General features: G+C 69.4%; 16 protein-coding genes. 5 read left to right on the forward strand and 11 right to left on the reverse strand.

Annotation, left to right across the window (positions count from 1 at the left end):
- Window positions 1-8: 8 nt before the first annotated feature.
- From BQ2383_RS03180 to BQ2383_RS03195, 4 genes are all read right to left on the reverse strand, one after another.
- Window positions 9-1,112, reverse strand: a complete 1,104-nt coding sequence (locus BQ2383_RS03180) for a FecCD family ABC transporter permease (RefSeq protein WP_091029425.1) — start codon at window positions 1,110-1,112, stop codon at window positions 9-11.
- Window positions 1,109-2,194 carry a FecCD family ABC transporter permease gene (locus tag BQ2383_RS03185; protein WP_091029429.1) on the reverse strand — a complete coding sequence of 362 codons (1,086 nt, stop codon included), beginning with the start codon at window positions 2,192-2,194 and terminating at the stop codon, window positions 1,109-1,111. The genes BQ2383_RS03180 and BQ2383_RS03185 overlap by 4 nt, the downstream gene beginning before the upstream one ends.
- Window positions 2,191-3,258 carry an ABC transporter substrate-binding protein gene (locus BQ2383_RS03190; RefSeq protein WP_091029432.1) on the reverse strand — a complete coding sequence of 356 codons (1,068 nt, stop codon included), beginning with the start codon at window positions 3,256-3,258 and terminating at the stop codon, window positions 2,191-2,193. The genes BQ2383_RS03185 and BQ2383_RS03190 overlap by 4 nt, the downstream gene beginning before the upstream one ends.
- A 168-nt stretch (window positions 3,259-3,426) precedes the next feature.
- Window positions 3,427-4,269 carry a helix-turn-helix transcriptional regulator gene (locus BQ2383_RS03195; RefSeq protein WP_091029435.1) on the reverse strand — a complete coding sequence of 281 codons (843 nt, stop codon included), beginning with the start codon at window positions 4,267-4,269 and terminating at the stop codon, window positions 3,427-3,429.
- 117 nt (window positions 4,270-4,386) lie between these two features.
- On the opposite strand from BQ2383_RS03195, the gene arfB reads away from it, so the two are divergent.
- Window positions 4,387-4,827: an alternative ribosome rescue aminoacyl-tRNA hydrolase ArfB gene (arfB, locus tag BQ2383_RS03200; RefSeq protein WP_091029438.1), complete on the forward strand. Its 441-nt coding sequence runs from the start codon at window positions 4,387-4,389 to the stop codon at window positions 4,825-4,827.
- 1 nt (window position 4,828) lies between these two features.
- On the opposite strand, the gene BQ2383_RS03205 is transcribed toward arfB, so the two are convergent.
- A complete protein-coding gene (locus tag BQ2383_RS03205; protein WP_091029442.1) occupies window positions 4,829-5,707 on the reverse strand; it encodes a TetR/AcrR family transcriptional regulator C-terminal domain-containing protein in 879 nt (292 codons plus the stop codon).
- A 70-nt stretch (window positions 5,708-5,777) separates the two neighbouring features.
- Here BQ2383_RS03205 and BQ2383_RS03210 point away from each other — a divergent pair, with 70 nt between their 5' ends.
- A complete protein-coding gene (locus BQ2383_RS03210; protein ID WP_091029700.1) occupies window positions 5,778-6,992 on the forward strand; it encodes an FAD-dependent monooxygenase in 1,215 nt (404 codons plus the stop codon).
- A 25-nt stretch (window positions 6,993-7,017) separates the two neighbouring features.
- Here BQ2383_RS03210 and BQ2383_RS03215 read toward each other — a convergent pair whose 3' ends face one another.
- Window positions 7,018-7,632, reverse strand: coding sequence for a TetR/AcrR family transcriptional regulator (locus BQ2383_RS03215; RefSeq protein WP_091029447.1), 615 nt, complete (start codon window positions 7,630-7,632; stop codon window positions 7,018-7,020).
- 71 nt (window positions 7,633-7,703) lie between these two features.
- Here BQ2383_RS03215 and tet(42) point away from each other — a divergent pair, with 71 nt between their 5' ends.
- The gene (tet(42), locus tag BQ2383_RS03220) at window positions 7,704-8,990 is read left to right on the forward strand and encodes a tetracycline efflux MFS transporter Tet(42) (RefSeq protein WP_244175872.1); all 1,287 of its coding nucleotides are present in this window, start codon (window positions 7,704-7,706) and stop codon (window positions 8,988-8,990) included.
- Window positions 8,991-9,034: 44 nt separating this feature from the next.
- On the opposite strand, the gene BQ2383_RS03225 is transcribed toward tet(42), so the two are convergent.
- The 5 genes from BQ2383_RS03225 to BQ2383_RS03245 form a co-directional block, all read right to left on the reverse strand.
- A complete protein-coding gene (locus tag BQ2383_RS03225; RefSeq protein WP_244175873.1) occupies window positions 9,035-9,865 on the reverse strand; it encodes a nucleotidyltransferase domain-containing protein in 831 nt (276 codons plus the stop codon).
- 93 nt (window positions 9,866-9,958) lie between these two features.
- Window positions 9,959-12,037, reverse strand: coding sequence for a bifunctional lysylphosphatidylglycerol flippase/synthetase MprF (locus BQ2383_RS03230; RefSeq protein ID WP_091029452.1), 2,079 nt, complete (start codon window positions 12,035-12,037; stop codon window positions 9,959-9,961).
- Between the two features lie 44 nt (window positions 12,038-12,081).
- The gene (locus BQ2383_RS03235) at window positions 12,082-12,888 is read right to left on the reverse strand and encodes a tyrosine-protein phosphatase (RefSeq protein ID WP_091029455.1); all 807 of its coding nucleotides are present in this window, start codon (window positions 12,886-12,888) and stop codon (window positions 12,082-12,084) included.
- A gap of 107 nt (window positions 12,889-12,995) precedes the next feature.
- Entirely contained in the window at window positions 12,996-13,646 is a 651-nt protein-coding gene (locus BQ2383_RS03240; RefSeq protein ID WP_091029458.1) for a DsbA family protein, read from the reverse strand.
- Window positions 13,647-13,716: 70 nt separating this feature from the next.
- Window positions 13,717-14,145 (reverse strand): hypothetical protein, encoded by a 429-nt coding sequence (locus tag BQ2383_RS03245; RefSeq protein WP_244175874.1) that lies wholly within the window; start codon window positions 14,143-14,145, stop codon window positions 13,717-13,719.
- Between the two features lie 74 nt (window positions 14,146-14,219).
- Between BQ2383_RS03245 and BQ2383_RS03250 the strand changes: the two genes are divergently transcribed.
- Window positions 14,220-14,570: a PLD nuclease N-terminal domain-containing protein gene (locus BQ2383_RS03250; protein WP_029260899.1), complete on the forward strand. Its 351-nt coding sequence runs from the start codon at window positions 14,220-14,222 to the stop codon at window positions 14,568-14,570.
- Between the two features lie 14 nt (window positions 14,571-14,584).
- Window positions 14,585-16,234 (forward strand): 2-succinyl-5-enolpyruvyl-6-hydroxy-3-cyclohexene-1-carboxylic-acid synthase, encoded by a 1,650-nt coding sequence (gene menD, locus BQ2383_RS03255; protein ID WP_091029709.1) that lies wholly within the window; start codon window positions 14,585-14,587, stop codon window positions 16,232-16,234.
- Window positions 16,235-16,237 lie beyond the last annotated feature (3 nt).

Below are 16,237 nucleotides of genomic sequence, written 5' to 3' on the forward strand. Positions count from 1 at the left end.
TGTTCCTTTCAGGTGCGGCGCGCGTACTGGGCGGCCAGCAGCCAGGCGAGGTAGATGCCGCCGACCGAGACCGTCACGACGCCGACCGGTACGGCGACGAGCTGGGCGACGGCATCCGACACCACGACGAGCGCGGCGCCGGTCAGCATCACGGGCACCGTGCCCATCGGGGTGTTCGAGCGGGTGAGTCGCTGCGAGATCTGGGGGGCCGCGAGGGCGATGAACGAGATGGGGCCGGCGGCGGCGGTGACGAGGGCGACCAGGGCCACGCCGAAGACCATGGCCGCGAGGCGGGTGCGCCCGGGGCTGATGCCGAGCGCGGTGGCTGCGTCGTCGCCCATCTCCAGCACCGGCAGCGTGCGGGCGAGCGGGAGGGAGAGCACGGTGACGATCGCGAACACGATCGTCGCGGGGATCAGCTGGTCGAAGCCGAGCGAGGCGAGCGAGCCCGCGCCCCAGGTCGCGGCCATCATCGCCTTCTCGACGCTGACCGAGATGAGGATCCACGAGGTGAGCGACCCGAGTCCGGCCGAGACGCCGATGCCGACGATAATCAGGCGGAACGACGACATCGTGTTCTTGTTGGCCAGCACGTAGACGAGCAGCGCGGTGAGCAATCCACCGACGAGGGCTCCGGCCGCCTTGAACATATAGGTGTTCAGCTCGAGCACGATCATCACGAGCGTGACGCCGAACTGGGCCCCGATGCCAAATCCGATGATGTCGGGGGAGCCGAGCGGATTGCGGGTGAGGGATTGGAAGATCCCGCCGGCGAGGGCCAGCGCCGCTCCGCACAGCACCGCGAACAGTACGCGCGGCAGGCGCCACTCGAAGACCACCTGGCGGATGTCGGGGTCGGATGCCGGATCGACGATGGCGCGCAGGACCGCGGGGAAATCGACCTCGTAGGCACCGATGGTCATCGAGGCGAGGCCCGTTCCGACGATGACGACCACGAGCACGACGCTCACGATGACGGAGCGCACGGGGATGAGGGCGGCGATGCGCCGGGTCTCGATCCGGATCAGGCGACGCCCGTGATCGACCGGGGCGAACTCGGCGTGCGAAGAGTCGATGGCGGGCAGGGTGACGGGCTTCTGGTCGATGCTCACAGTCCGCTCACCCGCTTCCGGCGCACGAGGATGATCAGGATCGGGGCTCCGAGGAGAGCGGTGACGATGCCGACGCGCATCTCTCCGTTCGGGAGCACGATGCGGCCGAGGATGTCGGCGAACAGCAGGAACGCCGGGCCGATGACCATCGAGTAGGTCAGCACCCAGCGCTGATCGGGTCCGGTAAACCAGCGGACGATGTGCGGGATCATGAGCCCGACGAAGGCGATGGGGCCGGCAGCGGCGACGCTGGTTCCTGCCAGCAGGGTGACGGCGATGATGACGAGGATCCGCGTCACGCGCACGCGTGCGCCGAGCGCCTGCGCGAGGTCATCGCCCAGGGCGAGGGCGTTCAGCGAGCGTGCGCACAGCAGTCCGATCAGCAGTCCGATCGCGATGAGCGGGGCTGCCCACGCGAGCTGGTCGAGGGTGCGTCCGCCGATCGAGCCCACACCCCAGAACCGCATGACCTGGAGGGTGCCGAGGTCGCGCAGCACGATCGCGGTGGTGAATCCGGTGTATGCCGCACCCAGGGCGACTCCGGCGAGGGTGAGCTTCATGGGGGTCGCACCCGACGCCCCGAACGAGCCGAGCACGTAGACGAGCACGGTCAGGACGAAGGCCCCGGCGAGGGCGAAAGGCACGTAGGCGCCGGGTGCCGTCAGGCCGAGCACGCCGACCGCGAAGGTGACGGCGAAGGAGGCGCCGGCGTTGACTCCGAGGATGCCGGGGTCGGCCAGCGGGTTGCGGGTGAAGGCCTGGATGAGTCCGCCGCACACGGCGAGGGCGGCACCGACGACGATGCCGAGCAGCGTGCGCGGCACCCGCAGCTCCATGACCATCAGGTGCAGCGGGTTCTCATCGTCATAGGAGAAGAGGGACTGCAGCACGGTGAGGGGGTCGATCGCGCGGCTGCCGATCGCGAGCGAGGCGATGACGGCGACCACCAGCACCACGGTGGAGACGATGAGTCCCACCACCAGCGTCCCGTTGCGGTGCGGGGAGTCGTCGCTGCGACTCCCCGCACCTGTGTTCGAGACGTCCGTGTCGTCTTGCGTCGCCAGGGACATCTCGCGGGTCACTTCCCGTCGATGGTCGGCTCGCCCTGCAGCGCGGCTGCGAGGTCGTCGACGTACTTCGGGAGGATGTACTTCAGCGACAGCACGGTCGGTGCGCTGATCGCGGAGGCCTCGGCGTCGTTCGCGTAGATCACGTACGACCCGTCGGCGATCGGCTCCCAGCGGGAGACGACCTTGTTCTCGACCGTGTACTTCCCCTCATCCGCGCTGCCGCCCCAGGCTGCGAACAGGTCGGCCTGCACGTCGTAGAGGTTCTCGAGGCTGACGCCGGTGTACCAGTTGTCGCCCTCGGCGCTCGCGAGGAAGCTGTCCATCGCCGAGGTGGAGGTGAAGCCCAGCGCCTCGGTGATGCGCACGCGCGGGTCGTACTCGAGGTAGACGCCGAGGTCGGTGCCGCCCTCGTTCAGGGTCAGACCCCAGACGAAGGTCTTGTCCTGGAACTCGGGATGCTCGCCGGAGAGGGAGGTGATCTGCTCCTCGGTCTCGGCGATCAGCTCCTCGGCCTTCGCGTCCTCCGACAGGGCCTTGCCGACCGTGCGGGTCATGCCCTCCCAGGTGCCCGGGTTCCACGGCCCCTCGATGTACGGCACCGTCGGAGCGATCTCGCTCAGGCGCTCGTACTCGATGTCGGTGACGCCCGAGTAGAGGCTCAGGATCAGGTCGGGCTTGAGCTCCTTGATGGCCTCGTAGTTCGGGCCGTCCTCGACGAAGGGGATGATCTCAGGGGTCTCGCCGTATTCCTCGGTGACGTAGTCCTCGAACCAGGGCTGGTAGCCGCTCTCGTCGGCGCCCCAGACTTCTTCGATGCCGACCGGGTTGGTGCCGAGGGCCGCGACGATGTCGGGCGTCATCCAGCCGAGGGCGACCACGCGCTGCGGCTTCTCGGGGATCACGGTCTTCCCGTGGCCGTGCTCGATGACCACCCCGTCGACGGCGGCCGACGTGGGTGCGGATCCGGCGGTTTCACCGGATGCCGTGCACCCTGCCAGGGTGAGCGCGGCGGCGATGGCCGCGGCGACGAGGGCCGAGCCTCGGCGGATCTTCGGGCGCGCAGAAGCGTGCGACATGGTTCTCCTTCGGGAAGGGGGGAGGGGTGTGCCGCGTCGATGCGGCGAGAAGTTAGGTAAGCATGCCCTAACAGAACGATGTTAGAACGCGGATGGCTCGCTCAGTGTCGCGGGAGCGACGACTTGTGTCGCGGAACCGACAATGGCGGTCGGAACAACCGTGAGCGGTCAGCGCCAGTACAGCTGATGGGCGGTGTCGGCCTGCACGCGCGCGACGTGCTGGCGGGGAGTGATCCCGAACCGCTCCTTGAAGGCGGCGGAGAATGCGCTCGTCGTCGCGTAGCCGCAGCGGTGTGCGGCGGCGCCGATGGGTGTGCCGTCCACGATCAGGCGTGCCCCCAGAGTCATCCGCACTCCCGTGCGCCAGCGGCCGAAGCTCATGCCGACGTCGTTCTGGAAGATGCGCAGGACCGTGCGCTCGTGGAGTCCGTGCGCGAGGAACAGCTCGACGGCCCCTCGTGGATCGCCGGGGTCGGCGAGTACCGCCTGCACCAGCGGGGCGACCCGTTCGTCGGTGGGCATCGGCACCTCGCCCCACTCGCTCGCGGCCTCGGGCAGCGGCTGCTGCAGCATCTCGATCAGCACCGACTGGACGCGCACGCGCAGGTCGGTGGGCATGTCGTTGATGCCGAGGTGGAGCAGCATCTCCTGCACCGCCCGCGGCACCAGGACCCGGGTGATCTGGTCGACCGGAGCGAGCAGGGCCGTATCCGGGATGTAGGTGTAGCAGCCGATCGAGTCGGGCTCGTGGTGGGCGGTGTGCGGGGTGTTCGCCGGGATCCACACGCCCTGCCCCGGGGTCAGGCGCCACCGTGCGTCCTGCAGGTGCACCCAGACCGTGCCGCGGTAGCACCAGGCGAGCATCGGATCGGCGTGGCTGTGCGGAGGGGAGAGCGGACGAGCGCCGGTGTCCTCCCCCGTGACGACACCCGTGCCCATCAAGTACGGCTCGGCCACCGTCGACGGGAACGAGGGGCTCGCCGCCCAGTCGTCCTGCCGGAATGAGTTCATCGTGCTCCGCGTGAGGGCCGCGTGCGCTGCCGTGGAGTGGATGCTGCGCGGCTCGTCGTACCCCGCAATGCTAGCCGGACTGCAGCGGCCGGCTTCGGGAGGCCCGATGATGGAGACATGCCTTCCGCCCATCGCCCCGGTCTGCGGGTCTCGTCGGGTCTCACGATCCCCGAGGCCGAGCTGTCGTGGCGCTTCTCGCGGTCGTCGGGCCCGGGAGGGCAGGGCGTGAACACCGCCGACTCGCGCGCGGAACTCGTCTGGGATGCGGCGAACTCCGCGGCACTCACGCCGTATCAGCGCGAGCGGCTCCTCGATCGGCTGAGCGGCCGTCTGGTCGACGGGGTGCTCACGATCGCGGCCTCCGAGCATCGCGCGCAGCTGCGCAACCGTGATGCCGCGCGTGATCGACTCGTCGCGCTGGTCGCCGAGGCGCTGAGGCCGCCGGCACCCCCGCGTCGTGCGACCAAGCCGAGTCGCGGGTCGAAGGAGCGTCGCCTCAAGGCCAAGCAGCGACGCACCGACGTCAAGAGCCTGCGCCGCCGACCTCGCGACGACTGAGTCAGCGCGGGAGCCAGCTCTCGATGCCGTCGAGCAGCCGCTGCAGCCCGAACTCGAACAGCGCATCCAGGTCGAGATCGAAGTCGTCCGATCGCACCAGGGAGGCGAGTAGCGGCAGGTCCGTCGGCGACACCATCTCGGCGATGTCGCTGGATCGGGTGGTCATGTACTCGTCTGCCGTGAGGCCCGTGTCCTGACGCTGCTCGGCCTCGAAGGCGATGTCGGTCGCCAGGGACTTGACGTGGCTGAAGACGATGACGCTGATGTACATCAGCGTCTCCATGCTCAGCCGGAGTGGAGCCAGAGCCCGCAGGCACCACTCGGTGTAGCGGAAACCGTTGGGGACGAGCTGCGGCCGCGAGATCGACATCACCCCCGCGAGCCAGGGATGCCGTTGGAAGCTCGCCCACTGCAGTCGCGCCGACACCTCCAGATCGGCGCGCCAGTCCGCTGACGGCTCGGGGAATGACTCCTCCCCGAGCACCGCGTCGATCATGAGCAGGATCAGTCCGTCTTTGCTCTCGACGTGCCGGTAGAGGGACATGGTGGCGGTGCCGAGCTCGGCGGCTATCCGCCGCATCGAGATCGCCTCGATGCCTTCGGCGTCCGCCATCGCGATCGCGGTCGCGACAACGGTCGCGGTCGTCAGCGAGGGGGTGGGCGTCGTCGTGGGGGAGGCGACGACGCTGCCGATGCCCGGTGTCGAGACGATCAGGCCCTGCTGCTGCAGGTGCGCAAGGGCCTTGGTGGCGGTGGCGATCGCGACGCCCCAGTCGCGGGTGATCCCGCGCGCCGACGGCACCCGGTCGCCGGGGTGCAGTTCTCCGGAGGTGATCCGGTCGGCGATCTCCGCCGCGATGGTCTGTGAAGTTGCTCGCACCGTACTAGTACACCACTCTTCTAACTAGAACACTTGTACAGCGTATATTCGCTGTATTATCGTGCTTCTCATGAACGAATACAGCGTACTCATCTCCGGCGCCGGCATCGCAGGACCCGCCCTCGCCCACTGGCTCCACAGGCAGGGCATCCGCTCCACGATCGTCGAGCAGACGCCCGACGTCCGCCTCGGAGGGCAGGCCGTCGATCTCCGCGGACTCGGCGAGGTCGTCGCCGAGCGGATGGGCATCATGCCCCGCGTGCGCGAGCGCATCGTGCACGAGAAGGGGCTGCGCTACATCGACAGCGCGGGCCGCGAGCTCGCCACGATGCCTGCCGATCTCTTCGTCGGCGACGGCAGTCCCGTGACTGAGATCGAGATCATGAAGGGCGACCTGACGGAGATCCTCCTCGATCTCATCGACGACCACACCGAGGTCATCTACGGCGACCGGATCGAGTCGATGGTGGAGGGCCCGGGTGGCGTCGAGGTCACTTTCCGCAGCGGTCTGGTCCGCACCTTCGACGTCGTCGTCGGTGCCGACGGCATCCACTCCGGTGTGCGGGCGCTCGCCTTCGGTCCGGAGGTCGACTACGTCGTGCACCTCGGCGCGTACCTCGGCTACTGCACCGTGCCGGACGCCGGTCCGCTCGATGACTGGTTCGACATGTACAGCGAGCCGGGGCGGATGCTTGCGCTGCGGCCCGAGCGCGGCGGTTCGGCGAAGGTGATGCTGGCGTTCGCCGCCACCGGCGCGGACGTGGATCGGCGCGACGTCGCCAGCCAGAAGCGGCTCCTGCGCGAGGTCTTCGATGGGATGGGCTGGCGGGCCGGAGAACTGCTCGCGGCGGCGGATGCCGATGCCGACTTCCATCTCGACACCGTCAGCCAGGTGCACATGGACAGCTGGACCCGAGGGCGCGTCGCCCTGCTCGGGGATGCCGGCTATTGCGGGTCGCCCCTCACGGGGATGGGCACGAGTCTCGCTCTCGTCGGCGCGTATGTCCTGGCGGGCGAGCTCGGACGTGCCGCGGGAGATCATGCCGCGGCGTTCGCCCGCTACGAGGAGATCATGCGGCCCTACGTCGCGACGGCCCACACACTGGCGCCCGGTGGCGTCGACGGCTTCCTTCCGCGCAGTCGATTCATGCTCCGGATGCGGGTGCTCTCCGCGCGACTCATGCATCACTGGCCGATGCGTCAGATCGTCGCGCGAATGCTCGACAAGTCCGAAGCGATCGAGCTCCCGGACTACGCCTCGACCTCGGTCGCTGCGATGCCTTGATCAACCTCGTCGCATCTGAGGGCGATCAAGCTCGGGATTCGGCGATCGTGGCTTCGATCGGTGCCCAGCCGCTGTCGAGCAGCCGGAATCCCGCGTCCAGGGTGCCGAGAGGGTCGTCACTGTCGTTGACGAGCAGCTGCATCTGCAGCACGAACCGGGCGTAGACGCGGATCTCGGCGATCGGCTCGGCGAGACCGAGTTCCTCGGCGATGGCGTCGGCCAGGGCGTCTTCGTGCCGGAGCCACATCTTCGCCGCGTAGTCGCGCAGTGCCGGTGTCTCGTTGAGGAAGCGCAGGAACACGCGGGTGACGTCGTTGCCGTGCTCGTCGACGTTCGCGCGGAGTTCGGCCGTATAGAACTCGTGGATCGCGCGGTTGATCGTGGTCCCCGTCTGCCGGTCTCGGACGGTGGAGACGAGGCGGTCGCGCTGCTCGTCGTCCTCGTCGAAGACGAGGGCCTCCTTCTGGGGGAAGTGCGCGAAGACGGTGGTCGGGGAGACGTCGGCGGCGTCGGCGACCTCGCGGATGCTCACGTTGTCGAAGCCGCGCTCGAGGAACATCATCGTCGCGACGTCGGAGATCGCCTTGCGGGTCGCGGCCTTCTTCCGTTCGCGGCGCCCGAGGGGCTCTGGGGTCGTCATGGTCCTCACCCTATCGTGAACCGACCACAAAACTGGCTTGACACCAAAACTGGTATCGCTACACTTTCGGTATGACTTCACCCAACACCCTCACGCGCCGGGAACAGAACCGCGCCTGGATCATGCTCATCGTGCTGACGATGCTCACCGTCATCGGGATGACGGTCGTCCTCCCCGTCCTTCCCTTCGTCGTGCTCCAGTACGTCTCCCACGAGAGCGACCTCGCCATCTGGGTGGGCGTGCTCGAGGCGGTCAACGGGCTCTGCGCCTTCCTGGCCGCGCCGTTCCTCGGTCGCCTCTCCGACCGGTTCGGCCGCCGACCCGTCATCGTCGTCGCCGCGTTCGGGGCCGCGTTCTCGATGGCGCTGTTCGGCATCGGCGGAGCGATCTGGGTCCTCGTCCTGGCCCGGGTCATCCAGGGCCTGACAGCCGGCGACCTCCCTGCCCTCTTCGCGTACCTCGCCGACATCACCCCACCCGAGCAGCGTGCCAAGCGCTTCGGCCTGCTCGGTGCGCTGTCCGGCATCGGGACCATGATCGGCCCGGGGATCGGCGGTCTGCTCGCCGCCGTGAGCCTCCAACTCCCGGTCTTCCTCACTGCCGCGGTCGCCCTCACGATCGCGATCCTCAGTATCTTCCTGCTCCCCGAGAGCCTGAAGCCCGGCAACCGCATCGCCACGATCAAGCTCCGTGACGTGCAGCCCTTCGCGGTGTTCAAAGAGGCGTTCGGACGAAAGGAGCTGCGCGGGCTCATGATCGGCTTCGGCCTGCTCGCCCTGCCGTTCGGCTTCTTCGTGAACAACTTCAGCGTGCTGGCACTCGACTCGATTCAGTGGGGACCGACGCAGATCGGACTCCTGACCGCCGCGGTCGGCATCATCGACATCCTCATCCAGGGTGTGCTGCTCGGCATCCTGCTCCCGCGCATCGGGGAGCGCGGTGTGATCGTGAGCGGCATCATCGCGCAGATGATCGGCCTCGCGGCCCTCGCCATCGTGGCCTCGATCTTCGCTCAGCCGTGGGTGTTCATCGTCGGCGCGCTCATGCTCGCCGCCGGCCAGGGTGCCTCGCAGGCCGCGATGGACGGTGCCATGTCGAACGCCGTCGGTGACGATGAGCAGGGCTGGCTCGGCGGAGCGACGCAGTCGCTGAACGCGGCCATGGGCACGGCCGCGCCGCTCATCGCGGGCGCGCTCTACGCCCTGGTCAGCCCCGCCGCGCCGTACTGGCTGGGTGTCGCGATCATGATCGTCGCGGTGATCGTCGTCAGCCGCGCGCACATCGCGAACACCGCCAAGCGCCCGGTCGGCGATGCCTCAGGTGAGGCACCGGTCGAGCTGGCGGATGCGGTGGGTTGAGGGGAGCAACCTCGCCGACGAGTTCGACTTGCGCGCGACCCTCGTCAGTCGGACTCCGGTGCGTTCTCCGGGGTGCCGGGGCGGGGGAGCCCGCGCAGTCGCGCGATCGATGCGAGCAGCTCCCCAGGGGAGGTGCCGAGGCTCCCGAGCGCCTCGGCGGCCGCCGCACTGAACCCGCGGGTGTCGATCCGCAGGCGCGCGACGTTCGTCACGAGGCCCTTCTCGTTCGTGACCCAGTTGCCGGCCGAGGCGTGCCACGCATGCGCGGTGAGCATCGTCGTCGTGGTTCCGCACAGCGACACGTAGGCGACGTCACCGGACTTCGCCCCCTTCAGGGCGGCGTTCAGCAGGAAGTCGACCTGCCAGAGGTTCGCGAGGAACGCGTCCCGCAGAGCCTCCGGGTAGGGGGTCACGCTGCGAGCCAGCCCGACCAGGATCCCGTCCGGATCCCGCAGCGGCACACTCGTCGCGACTTCGCCGGCATAGGCGACGTCGAGGAAGCCGAGCGGATGCCCCGGCTGGGTGTGGAAGGCGAACTCGCCTCTCGCGGCGCGAGCGCACTGCGCGGCCACCCGGTCCACGTCGCGGAGGATGAGGTCTACCGGCACTCCGTCGACGATGAGCCAGGCGCCGCCGTCGACCCATGGTCCCCAGCCGCCCCGTTCGGCGATCTCGACAGGCGCACCCGTCCAGCTGCTCGCCACACGCCCCAGGCCCGCGCGGTCGACGTCCGCGTCGACGTAGAGACCCAGATCGATGTCGGAGTCCGGGCGGTGCGTGCCCCGAGCCCGGCTGCCTCCGAGTGCGACCGCCCGCACGCCGTGCACGGTGGTGAGTTCGTCGGCCATGGAGCGGAGGCGGTCTTCATCGAGCACGACACCGATCGTACTCACGCCGCGGCCGCCGGGTGCGGGGCGGGTGTTATCCGGAAATCCGCATAGCGTTGTGTTATCCGGAAAACGTAATAGTCAGTCTTTGCCACCGCCGCGCACGAGTTCGAGTCCGGCCCCGGCGAACTGCCGCAACGTGGCGTCGGGGAGGAATGCCCGCGTGAGCGCGCCGCCGATGCGGGTGAGGTCGCTCTCGTCGCGGAACAGGAGATACATGGTCTCGTAGCGCGGATGGAACTTCTGCTTGAAGCGGTGCAGCGACCCGAAGCCGTAGACCGGTTCCAGAGCGTCCGCCAGCCGGTCGCTGAGTGCGGCGATCACTCCCGCATCCGGCGGATAGTCGTGGGCGAGCGGTGCGCCGGAGAGCGACATGACCTGCGCGCCCTCTTCCGAGAACTGCTTCGCGGAAGACCCGATGAGGTACTCCATCACCGGGCCGAACCCGCCGTCGCGGCGGCGCATCAGATCGAGCGTCCACCCGCGCACCGCGCCGTCGCCGCCGTACACGGGGAGCCACGAGAGGAAGCCGTCGATGTCGCCGTTGGGTGCGACGGCCAGCGCGAGTCGCACCTCCGGGTCCTCCGCCTCATCGAGCGTGCCGAGGGTGAAGCGCATCTCCGGCAGATCCTTGTCGCCGACCCAGGCTTCGGAGATCGCCCGCAGCTGCTGCTGCACACCCCAGGACTCGGCCTTCAGGTGCGTCATCCGGAAGGTCATGTCGTCCCGGCCGGCCCTGTTGAGCGAGGTGCGCACCGAGTTCCACCGCTTGCCCGTGAACTCCAGCCCCGGCAGGTCGACGATCGTGTCGTCGGCCACGACGATGCTGCGCCAGGTCGAGGGCACCGCGGCGCGGGTGGCCTCATCGGCGCTGAAGAAGCACGGCACCAGACCCGCCTGCTCAGCAGTGCGGATGAACCCCGTCACGGCCTCGCCGCGAGCGTCCGCCGGCCCGATCGGGTCGGCGAGCGCCAGAGCCACGCCGTTGCGGCGCTGGTACGCGACGATGCCGCCGGTCACGCGGGCGTAGCTGTTGCCGTCCCAGGTCGTCATCCACGACAGGGTGCCTCCGCCATGCGTGCGCAGTTCCTTCTTCATGTCATCCGCCGTGGGGGAGGGCTGGATGCCGAGCTTCGACTTGCGCTTCGCCCCGAACGCCCGGCGCACCCAGATGAGGTAGACGAGCATGACCAGCCAGAGGAATCCGTTCGCCAGGGAGAGCTCGGTCTCGCCGTCCCAGCGGAAGTCGACCTGGGCCTGGCTGAAGACGGTGATGAGCGTGAGCACGAGCGCCGCGACCAGGACGTTGAAGAGGCCGAGCAGCAGTGCGAGCACCCAGGTCCAGCGGCGGCCGCGGCGCAGACCGTTCACGAGCACCAGGATCACGACGACGTCGATCGCGAGGTCGATGAAGCCGCCGGATGCGGGCTCGGTGGGACCGAACGGGCCGTCGGTGGGCAGGAGGGTGGTGATGATCTCGACCGCGCCGAGCACCAGGATGGCGATCACCGCGATCAGTCGCTGCTCACGGACGGTCGTGTGCCGCACGCGCAGTGAACGGTCGACCGCGAGGATCAGCAGCACGGCGAGCAGGTGCTCGAGATCGGCGATCTTGCCCCAGAACAGCATCGCGATGAACACGAACCCGAGCAGGATGAGCCAGCCGCGCACCCGCCACGGCGGGCGGAAGAGGCCGACGGCTGCGGCGATGCAGGCCATGGTTCCCCCGGATGCTCCGACGTCGAGCGCCTGCGCCTGGGTCGTGGCCCACTCCCAGGGGAACTGCGAGAGCAGGAGGAGCAGCAGCGCGGTGGCGAAGATCGCGAACAGCTGACCGATCCAGTAGTACGCGAGTGCGACCCGCGATCCGCGGCGGAACTCCAGGTACGCCATGCCCCAGAACCCGGCGATCGTGAACACGTAGACCCACGGCTGGTTCACGAAGAACGTGCCGGTCACAGGGGTCCACCACTTGCCGTCGACGAGATTCGGCAGGCCGTAGGCCACGGTCTGGAACAGCTTCGTGTCCTCGAACGGCGCCCAGAGCCCATTCCAGACGAGCCCGACGATGAGGATCAGCAGCACCATGATCAGCGTCGCCGGGATGCGGCGGACGACGGCGATGGCCGGGTGGGGCGTGGGAGAGCGCTCCTCAGTCATGCGCTCAGCGTAGCGATGGCGCTCACCTACCGGGAGTGCGCCGGCTACTCGCCGCGCAGCACTCGGCGCAGGTCCGCGATCTCCTCGTCGGTCATGCCGCCGCTGCGCAGATAGCCCGAGACGTCGCCGTGGTTCGCGTCGATCCACTCCAGGGCCGCCTCGATCGCCGAGGCGGGAGACTCTGTCGCGAGCGTCTTCAGGCTCGGCGTGAGAGGCACACCGAGGGAGGTGATGAGCGCGGTGAGCGCCTCGGCGAAACCGAGCGCGAGGTTCTTCTCCGTCTGCGTGTAGTCCTCGACGATCGCCTCGCGCGGCACCCCGGCGACCGACAGCAGGACGGCCGCGGCGAGCCCTGTGCGATCCTTGCCTGCGGTGCAGTGGAACAGCACTCCGGGGCGGTCGGTGCGCGACGCGGCGAGCACGGTGCGCGCGACGGTCGCGAACTGCGCGGCGCTCGCCTCCAGGATGGCCACGTACAGCCCCTCCAGCGTCGGCACCTGCTTGAGCACGTCGGCGACCTGCGTGACCGACAGGCTCGCGCCACCCGCTGCGGGAAGCAGCCGCTTCACCATCTCGTCCATGGCGCCGCCCTGCATCGGCAGGGGCAGCAGGGTCACGCTGCCGTCCTCGGGAAGCCGGTCCGCCGCGCGGGACCGCTCGCCGTCGGTGCGCAGGTCGATCACGGTCCCGATGCGGAGGTCGACGAGTTCCTGCAGCCCCTCGTCGGTGAGCCCTGCGAGGGCGTCGGAGCGGAAGAGGAGACCGGAGGCGAGCGTTCCGCCGCCGGTGAGCGGGAGCCCGGTGAGCTCTCGAGCGTTGTGCGTCCCCTGCAGAATCGACGTCAGTTCCATGGTCGTCCGGGCCCTCTCCCTGATCTTGATCTCAGCGTATCGGGACCGCAGGACGACGGGACCGTCCGCGCCGGATGCTGTGGGGCGGACGATCCCGTCACCGAGACTCAGCCGTTGACGGCCTTCTCGATCGCCTGCTCGAGGTCGTCCCACTTCTGCAGCTCGAGCTGTTCCCCGTCGACGAAGAACGTCGGGGTGCTGCTCACTTCGAGCTTCTCGCCGTCGCTCTTGTCGGCCTGCACGCGTTCCGCGGTGGCGGGATCGGCGATCGCGGCGTCGTACGCGGCCAGGTCGAGGCCGAGGTCTTCGGCGAACGCGCGGAACACCTCGGGGGTCTCCTCCGCCTGCCCGCCCCACTGCGCCTGGGTGTCGAACAGCCGGTGGTACATGTCCTCGAACCGGTCCTGCTGCGCCGCGGCCTCGGCGGCGAGGGCGGCCTGGGTGGAGTTGATGTGCCCCGGCAGGGGGAAGTAGCGGACGACGTAGGTGATCTCGCCGTCGTACTTCTCGCGGAGCTCTTCGACGATCGGGTAGAACGCCCCGCACGCCTCGCACTCGAAGTCGAGGAACTCGACCACGGTCACGGCCCCGTCGCCGCCGTCGCCGAGCACATGGGAGTCGGTGCGGACGGTCTGCCGCTGTTCGCCTTCGGGCGGCGCGCTCGCCGCTTTCTGGTTGAGGGCGATCACGAGGCCGACGATCAGCAGCACGATGGCGACGGCGATGGCGATCAGGGTCGCTTTGACAGAGTTCTTCATGGGGTCTCCAGACACACGGGTACGACGGGGAAGGATGCCGCGCGAGGCGGCTCGATGCACGCGTCGGAGTTCAGGTGCGGGAGATCGAGAGCTGGGTGAGGGAGAGCGCGGGGACGACGAGGCGCGGGCCGGCACGGCTCGGCGACGTCAGGCGGGGAATGCGGGCGCCGAGAGGTCGCGCGCCCCGACCGCGAAGCCGGAGGAACAGCAGCACCAGGGCGATGCCGCACAGCACGGCGAGCACGCAGACGCCGATGTCGGAGGAGAGCACATCGACCGCCGTCGCGCTGTCGGTGCCTCGGTCGGGGGCCACGGTGTCAACCGGCGACGAGACGCCGGACGCCAGGCAGAGGGTGGCGTGCACATCGGCCGGGCCGTGGGAGCTGGACCAGGCGCCGATCACGAGCAGGAGCGCGAGGCCGACGGCCGTGACCGCGCGGGCGATCAGCGTCCGATCAGCCCGCACTCGCAGCATCCGATCCGGCGATGAGGGCAGCATTTCCCGCGCAGTCTAGCAACCGCGCCTCTGTCTCTCCGGGGCCGGGCCGGCGCTGACACGCCTACACTGGAGGGGTGGCGAGACTACTGATCGTCGGCGGCTTCCTCGCCGCCGTGTTCTGGGTGTACAGCATCGTCGATTGCGCAGTGCAGCCGGCGACGCGTCACCGGGGTGTGTCCAAAGCCGCCTGGATCGCGATCGTGGTGCTCCTGCCCGTGATCGGTGGAATCCTGTGGTTCGTGATCGGCCGGCGCCGTGCGAACGATTCCGGTACTCGCCCCGTCATCGCGCCGGACGACGATCCTGCGTTCCTGCGCAGCATCAGCAAGACCGAGCAGGATGCGCGCATCCGCCGCCTCGAAGAGGAGCTCGCCCGTCTGGACGAGGAGACCGACGAGCCTCCCGCCTCGGACCCGCGCCCGTGACGTCGTCGCCGGCGATGGAGGCGGCGTCCTCCCTGATCGCCGACCTCGTCTCGAACGGCGTGCGTGACATCGTGCTGTCGCCGGGCTCGCGCTCGCAGGCGCTCGCGCTCGCCGCGGTGCGCTTCGCCGATGATGGGCACGTGCGGGTGCACGTACGCATCGACGAACGCGTCGCCGGGTTCACCGCGCTCGGGATCGCCCGCGAGACGGGTGTGCCCGCGGCCGTGATCTGCACCTCGGGCACGGCCGTCGCCAACCTGCTCCCCGCGGTGCTCGAGGCGTTCCACTCCGGTGTGCCGCTGCTGCTGCTCACCGCCGATCGTCCGCCGGAACTCCGCGGCGTCGGCGCCAACCAGGCGACGCTCCAAGAAGGTCTCTTCCACCCGTGGGTGCGCGACCAGGTCGATGCGCCGGTGCCGGGAGACGGCGACTGGGCCGGGCTCGCCGAGCGCGCCGTCGCGACCGCGATGGGCGCGCGCGAGGTCGATGGTGCGCTGCCCGGCGTGGCAGGACCCGTGCACCTCAACCTTCCCGCGAGGGAGCCGCTCTCGGGGGCACTCTCCGCGCTCTCGGTGGTCCCCGGCGAAGCACCTCGTCCGCTCGCACAAGAACCGTTCGAGCTCGACCGCGGCCCGCGCACCGTCGTGATCGCCGGGGCCGATGCGGGAGCGGATGCCGAGGAGGTCGCCTACGCGGGCGGCTGGCCGCTGATCGCGGAGATCGTCAGCGGCGCCCGGTTCGGGCGACAGCTCGTGCACGGGTACCGCCGACTGCTGGCGCGCGAAGAGCTCGGCGGCCGGATCGAACGCGTCGTCGTCCTCGGCCACCCGACGCTCAGCCGTGAAGCGGCAGCTGTCCTTTCGCGCGCGGATGTCGAGGTGGTCGCGGTGCGCCGGGGTGGGGAGGAGCTGAACCTCAACCACCGCACCCGTGCCGTCGGCGCCGTATCCGTCGCCCCCGGCCCCGCCGATCGCGCCTGGCTCGGCGACTGGCTCCAGGCCTCGGCCGCCGAGGTCGTCGACCTGAGCGAGGACGCCCCCGACCCCGACGGGCTGGCCTCCACGGACTTCGCCGCCCGCAGAGAAGCCGTCAAGGCCGAGCTCGACGCCGTCCGCCGCCCGCTCGACCGTGCACTCCTGGTCGATGCCGTGTGGCGGGCCACCTGGCCGCACGACCGGCTGGTGTTCGGCTCTTCGCGGCTGGTGCGCGTCGCCGATCAGGTGCTCGGAGGCAAGAAGGTGCCCGTGCACGCCAACCGCGGACTCGCCGGGATCGACGGCACCATCGCGACCGCGACCGGCATCGCACTCGCCAGCCAGGCGGCCGGAGCCCCCGGTGTGACGAGGGTGCTGCTGGGCGACCTCGCCTTCCTGCACGACGTCGGCGCGCTGCTGCTGCCCCCGGACGAGACCGAACCGCGGCTCCAGGTGATCGTCGGCAACGACGGCGGCGGCACCATCTTCGACTCCCTGGAGGTGGCAGGGTCTGCACGTTCTGCCGACCTCGATCGCGCTTTCTACACTCCGCACACCGTGCGCCTGGAGCACCTCGCGCTGGCCTACGGCTGGGAGTACCAGCGGGTCACGACCCGCACGGCGCTCGATCAGGCACTGACCTCCCCGCGTGGCGGCCGTCAGATCATCGAGGTGCCGCTGCCGCGTTGACTG

Origin of the sequence: Microbacterium oxydans (assembly GCF_900095745.1) — a bacterium.
Taxonomy (GTDB): Bacteria; Actinomycetota; Actinomycetes; order Actinomycetales; family Microbacteriaceae; genus Microbacterium; species Microbacterium oxydans_B.

What these genes read in the sequence shown, in the direction of transcription:
- BQ2383_RS03245 (WP_244175874.1), bottom strand. Translation starts at nt 14,145, where the DNA reads ATGCTGCCCTCATCGCCGGATCGGATGCTGCGAGTGCGGGCTGATCGG.
- BQ2383_RS03230 (WP_091029452.1), bottom strand. Translation starts at nt 12,037, where the DNA reads ATGACTGAGGAGCGCTCTCCCACGCCCCACCCGGCCATCGCCGTCGTC.
- BQ2383_RS03240 (WP_091029458.1), bottom strand. Translation starts at nt 13,646, where the DNA reads ATGAAGAACTCTGTCAAAGCGACCCTGATCGCCATCGCCGTCGCCATC.
- BQ2383_RS03210 (WP_091029700.1), top strand. Translation starts at nt 5,778, where the DNA reads ATGAACGAATACAGCGTACTCATCTCCGGCGCCGGCATCGCAGGACCC.
- BQ2383_RS03190 (WP_091029432.1), bottom strand. Translation starts at nt 3,258, where the DNA reads ATGTCGCACGCTTCTGCGCGCCCGAAGATCCGCCGAGGCTCGGCCCTC.
- BQ2383_RS03195 (WP_091029435.1), bottom strand. Translation starts at nt 4,269, where the DNA reads ATGAACTCATTCCGGCAGGACGACTGGGCGGCGAGCCCCTCGTTCCCG.
- BQ2383_RS03215 (WP_091029447.1), bottom strand. Translation starts at nt 7,632, where the DNA reads ATGACGACCCCAGAGCCCCTCGGGCGCCGCGAACGGAAGAAGGCCGCG.
- arfB (WP_091029438.1), top strand. Translation starts at nt 4,387, where the DNA reads ATGCCTTCCGCCCATCGCCCCGGTCTGCGGGTCTCGTCGGGTCTCACG.
- BQ2383_RS03235 (WP_091029455.1), bottom strand. Translation starts at nt 12,888, where the DNA reads ATGGAACTGACGTCGATTCTGCAGGGGACGCACAACGCTCGAGAGCTC.
- menD (WP_091029709.1), top strand. Translation starts at nt 14,585, where the DNA reads ATGGAGGCGGCGTCCTCCCTGATCGCCGACCTCGTCTCGAACGGCGTG.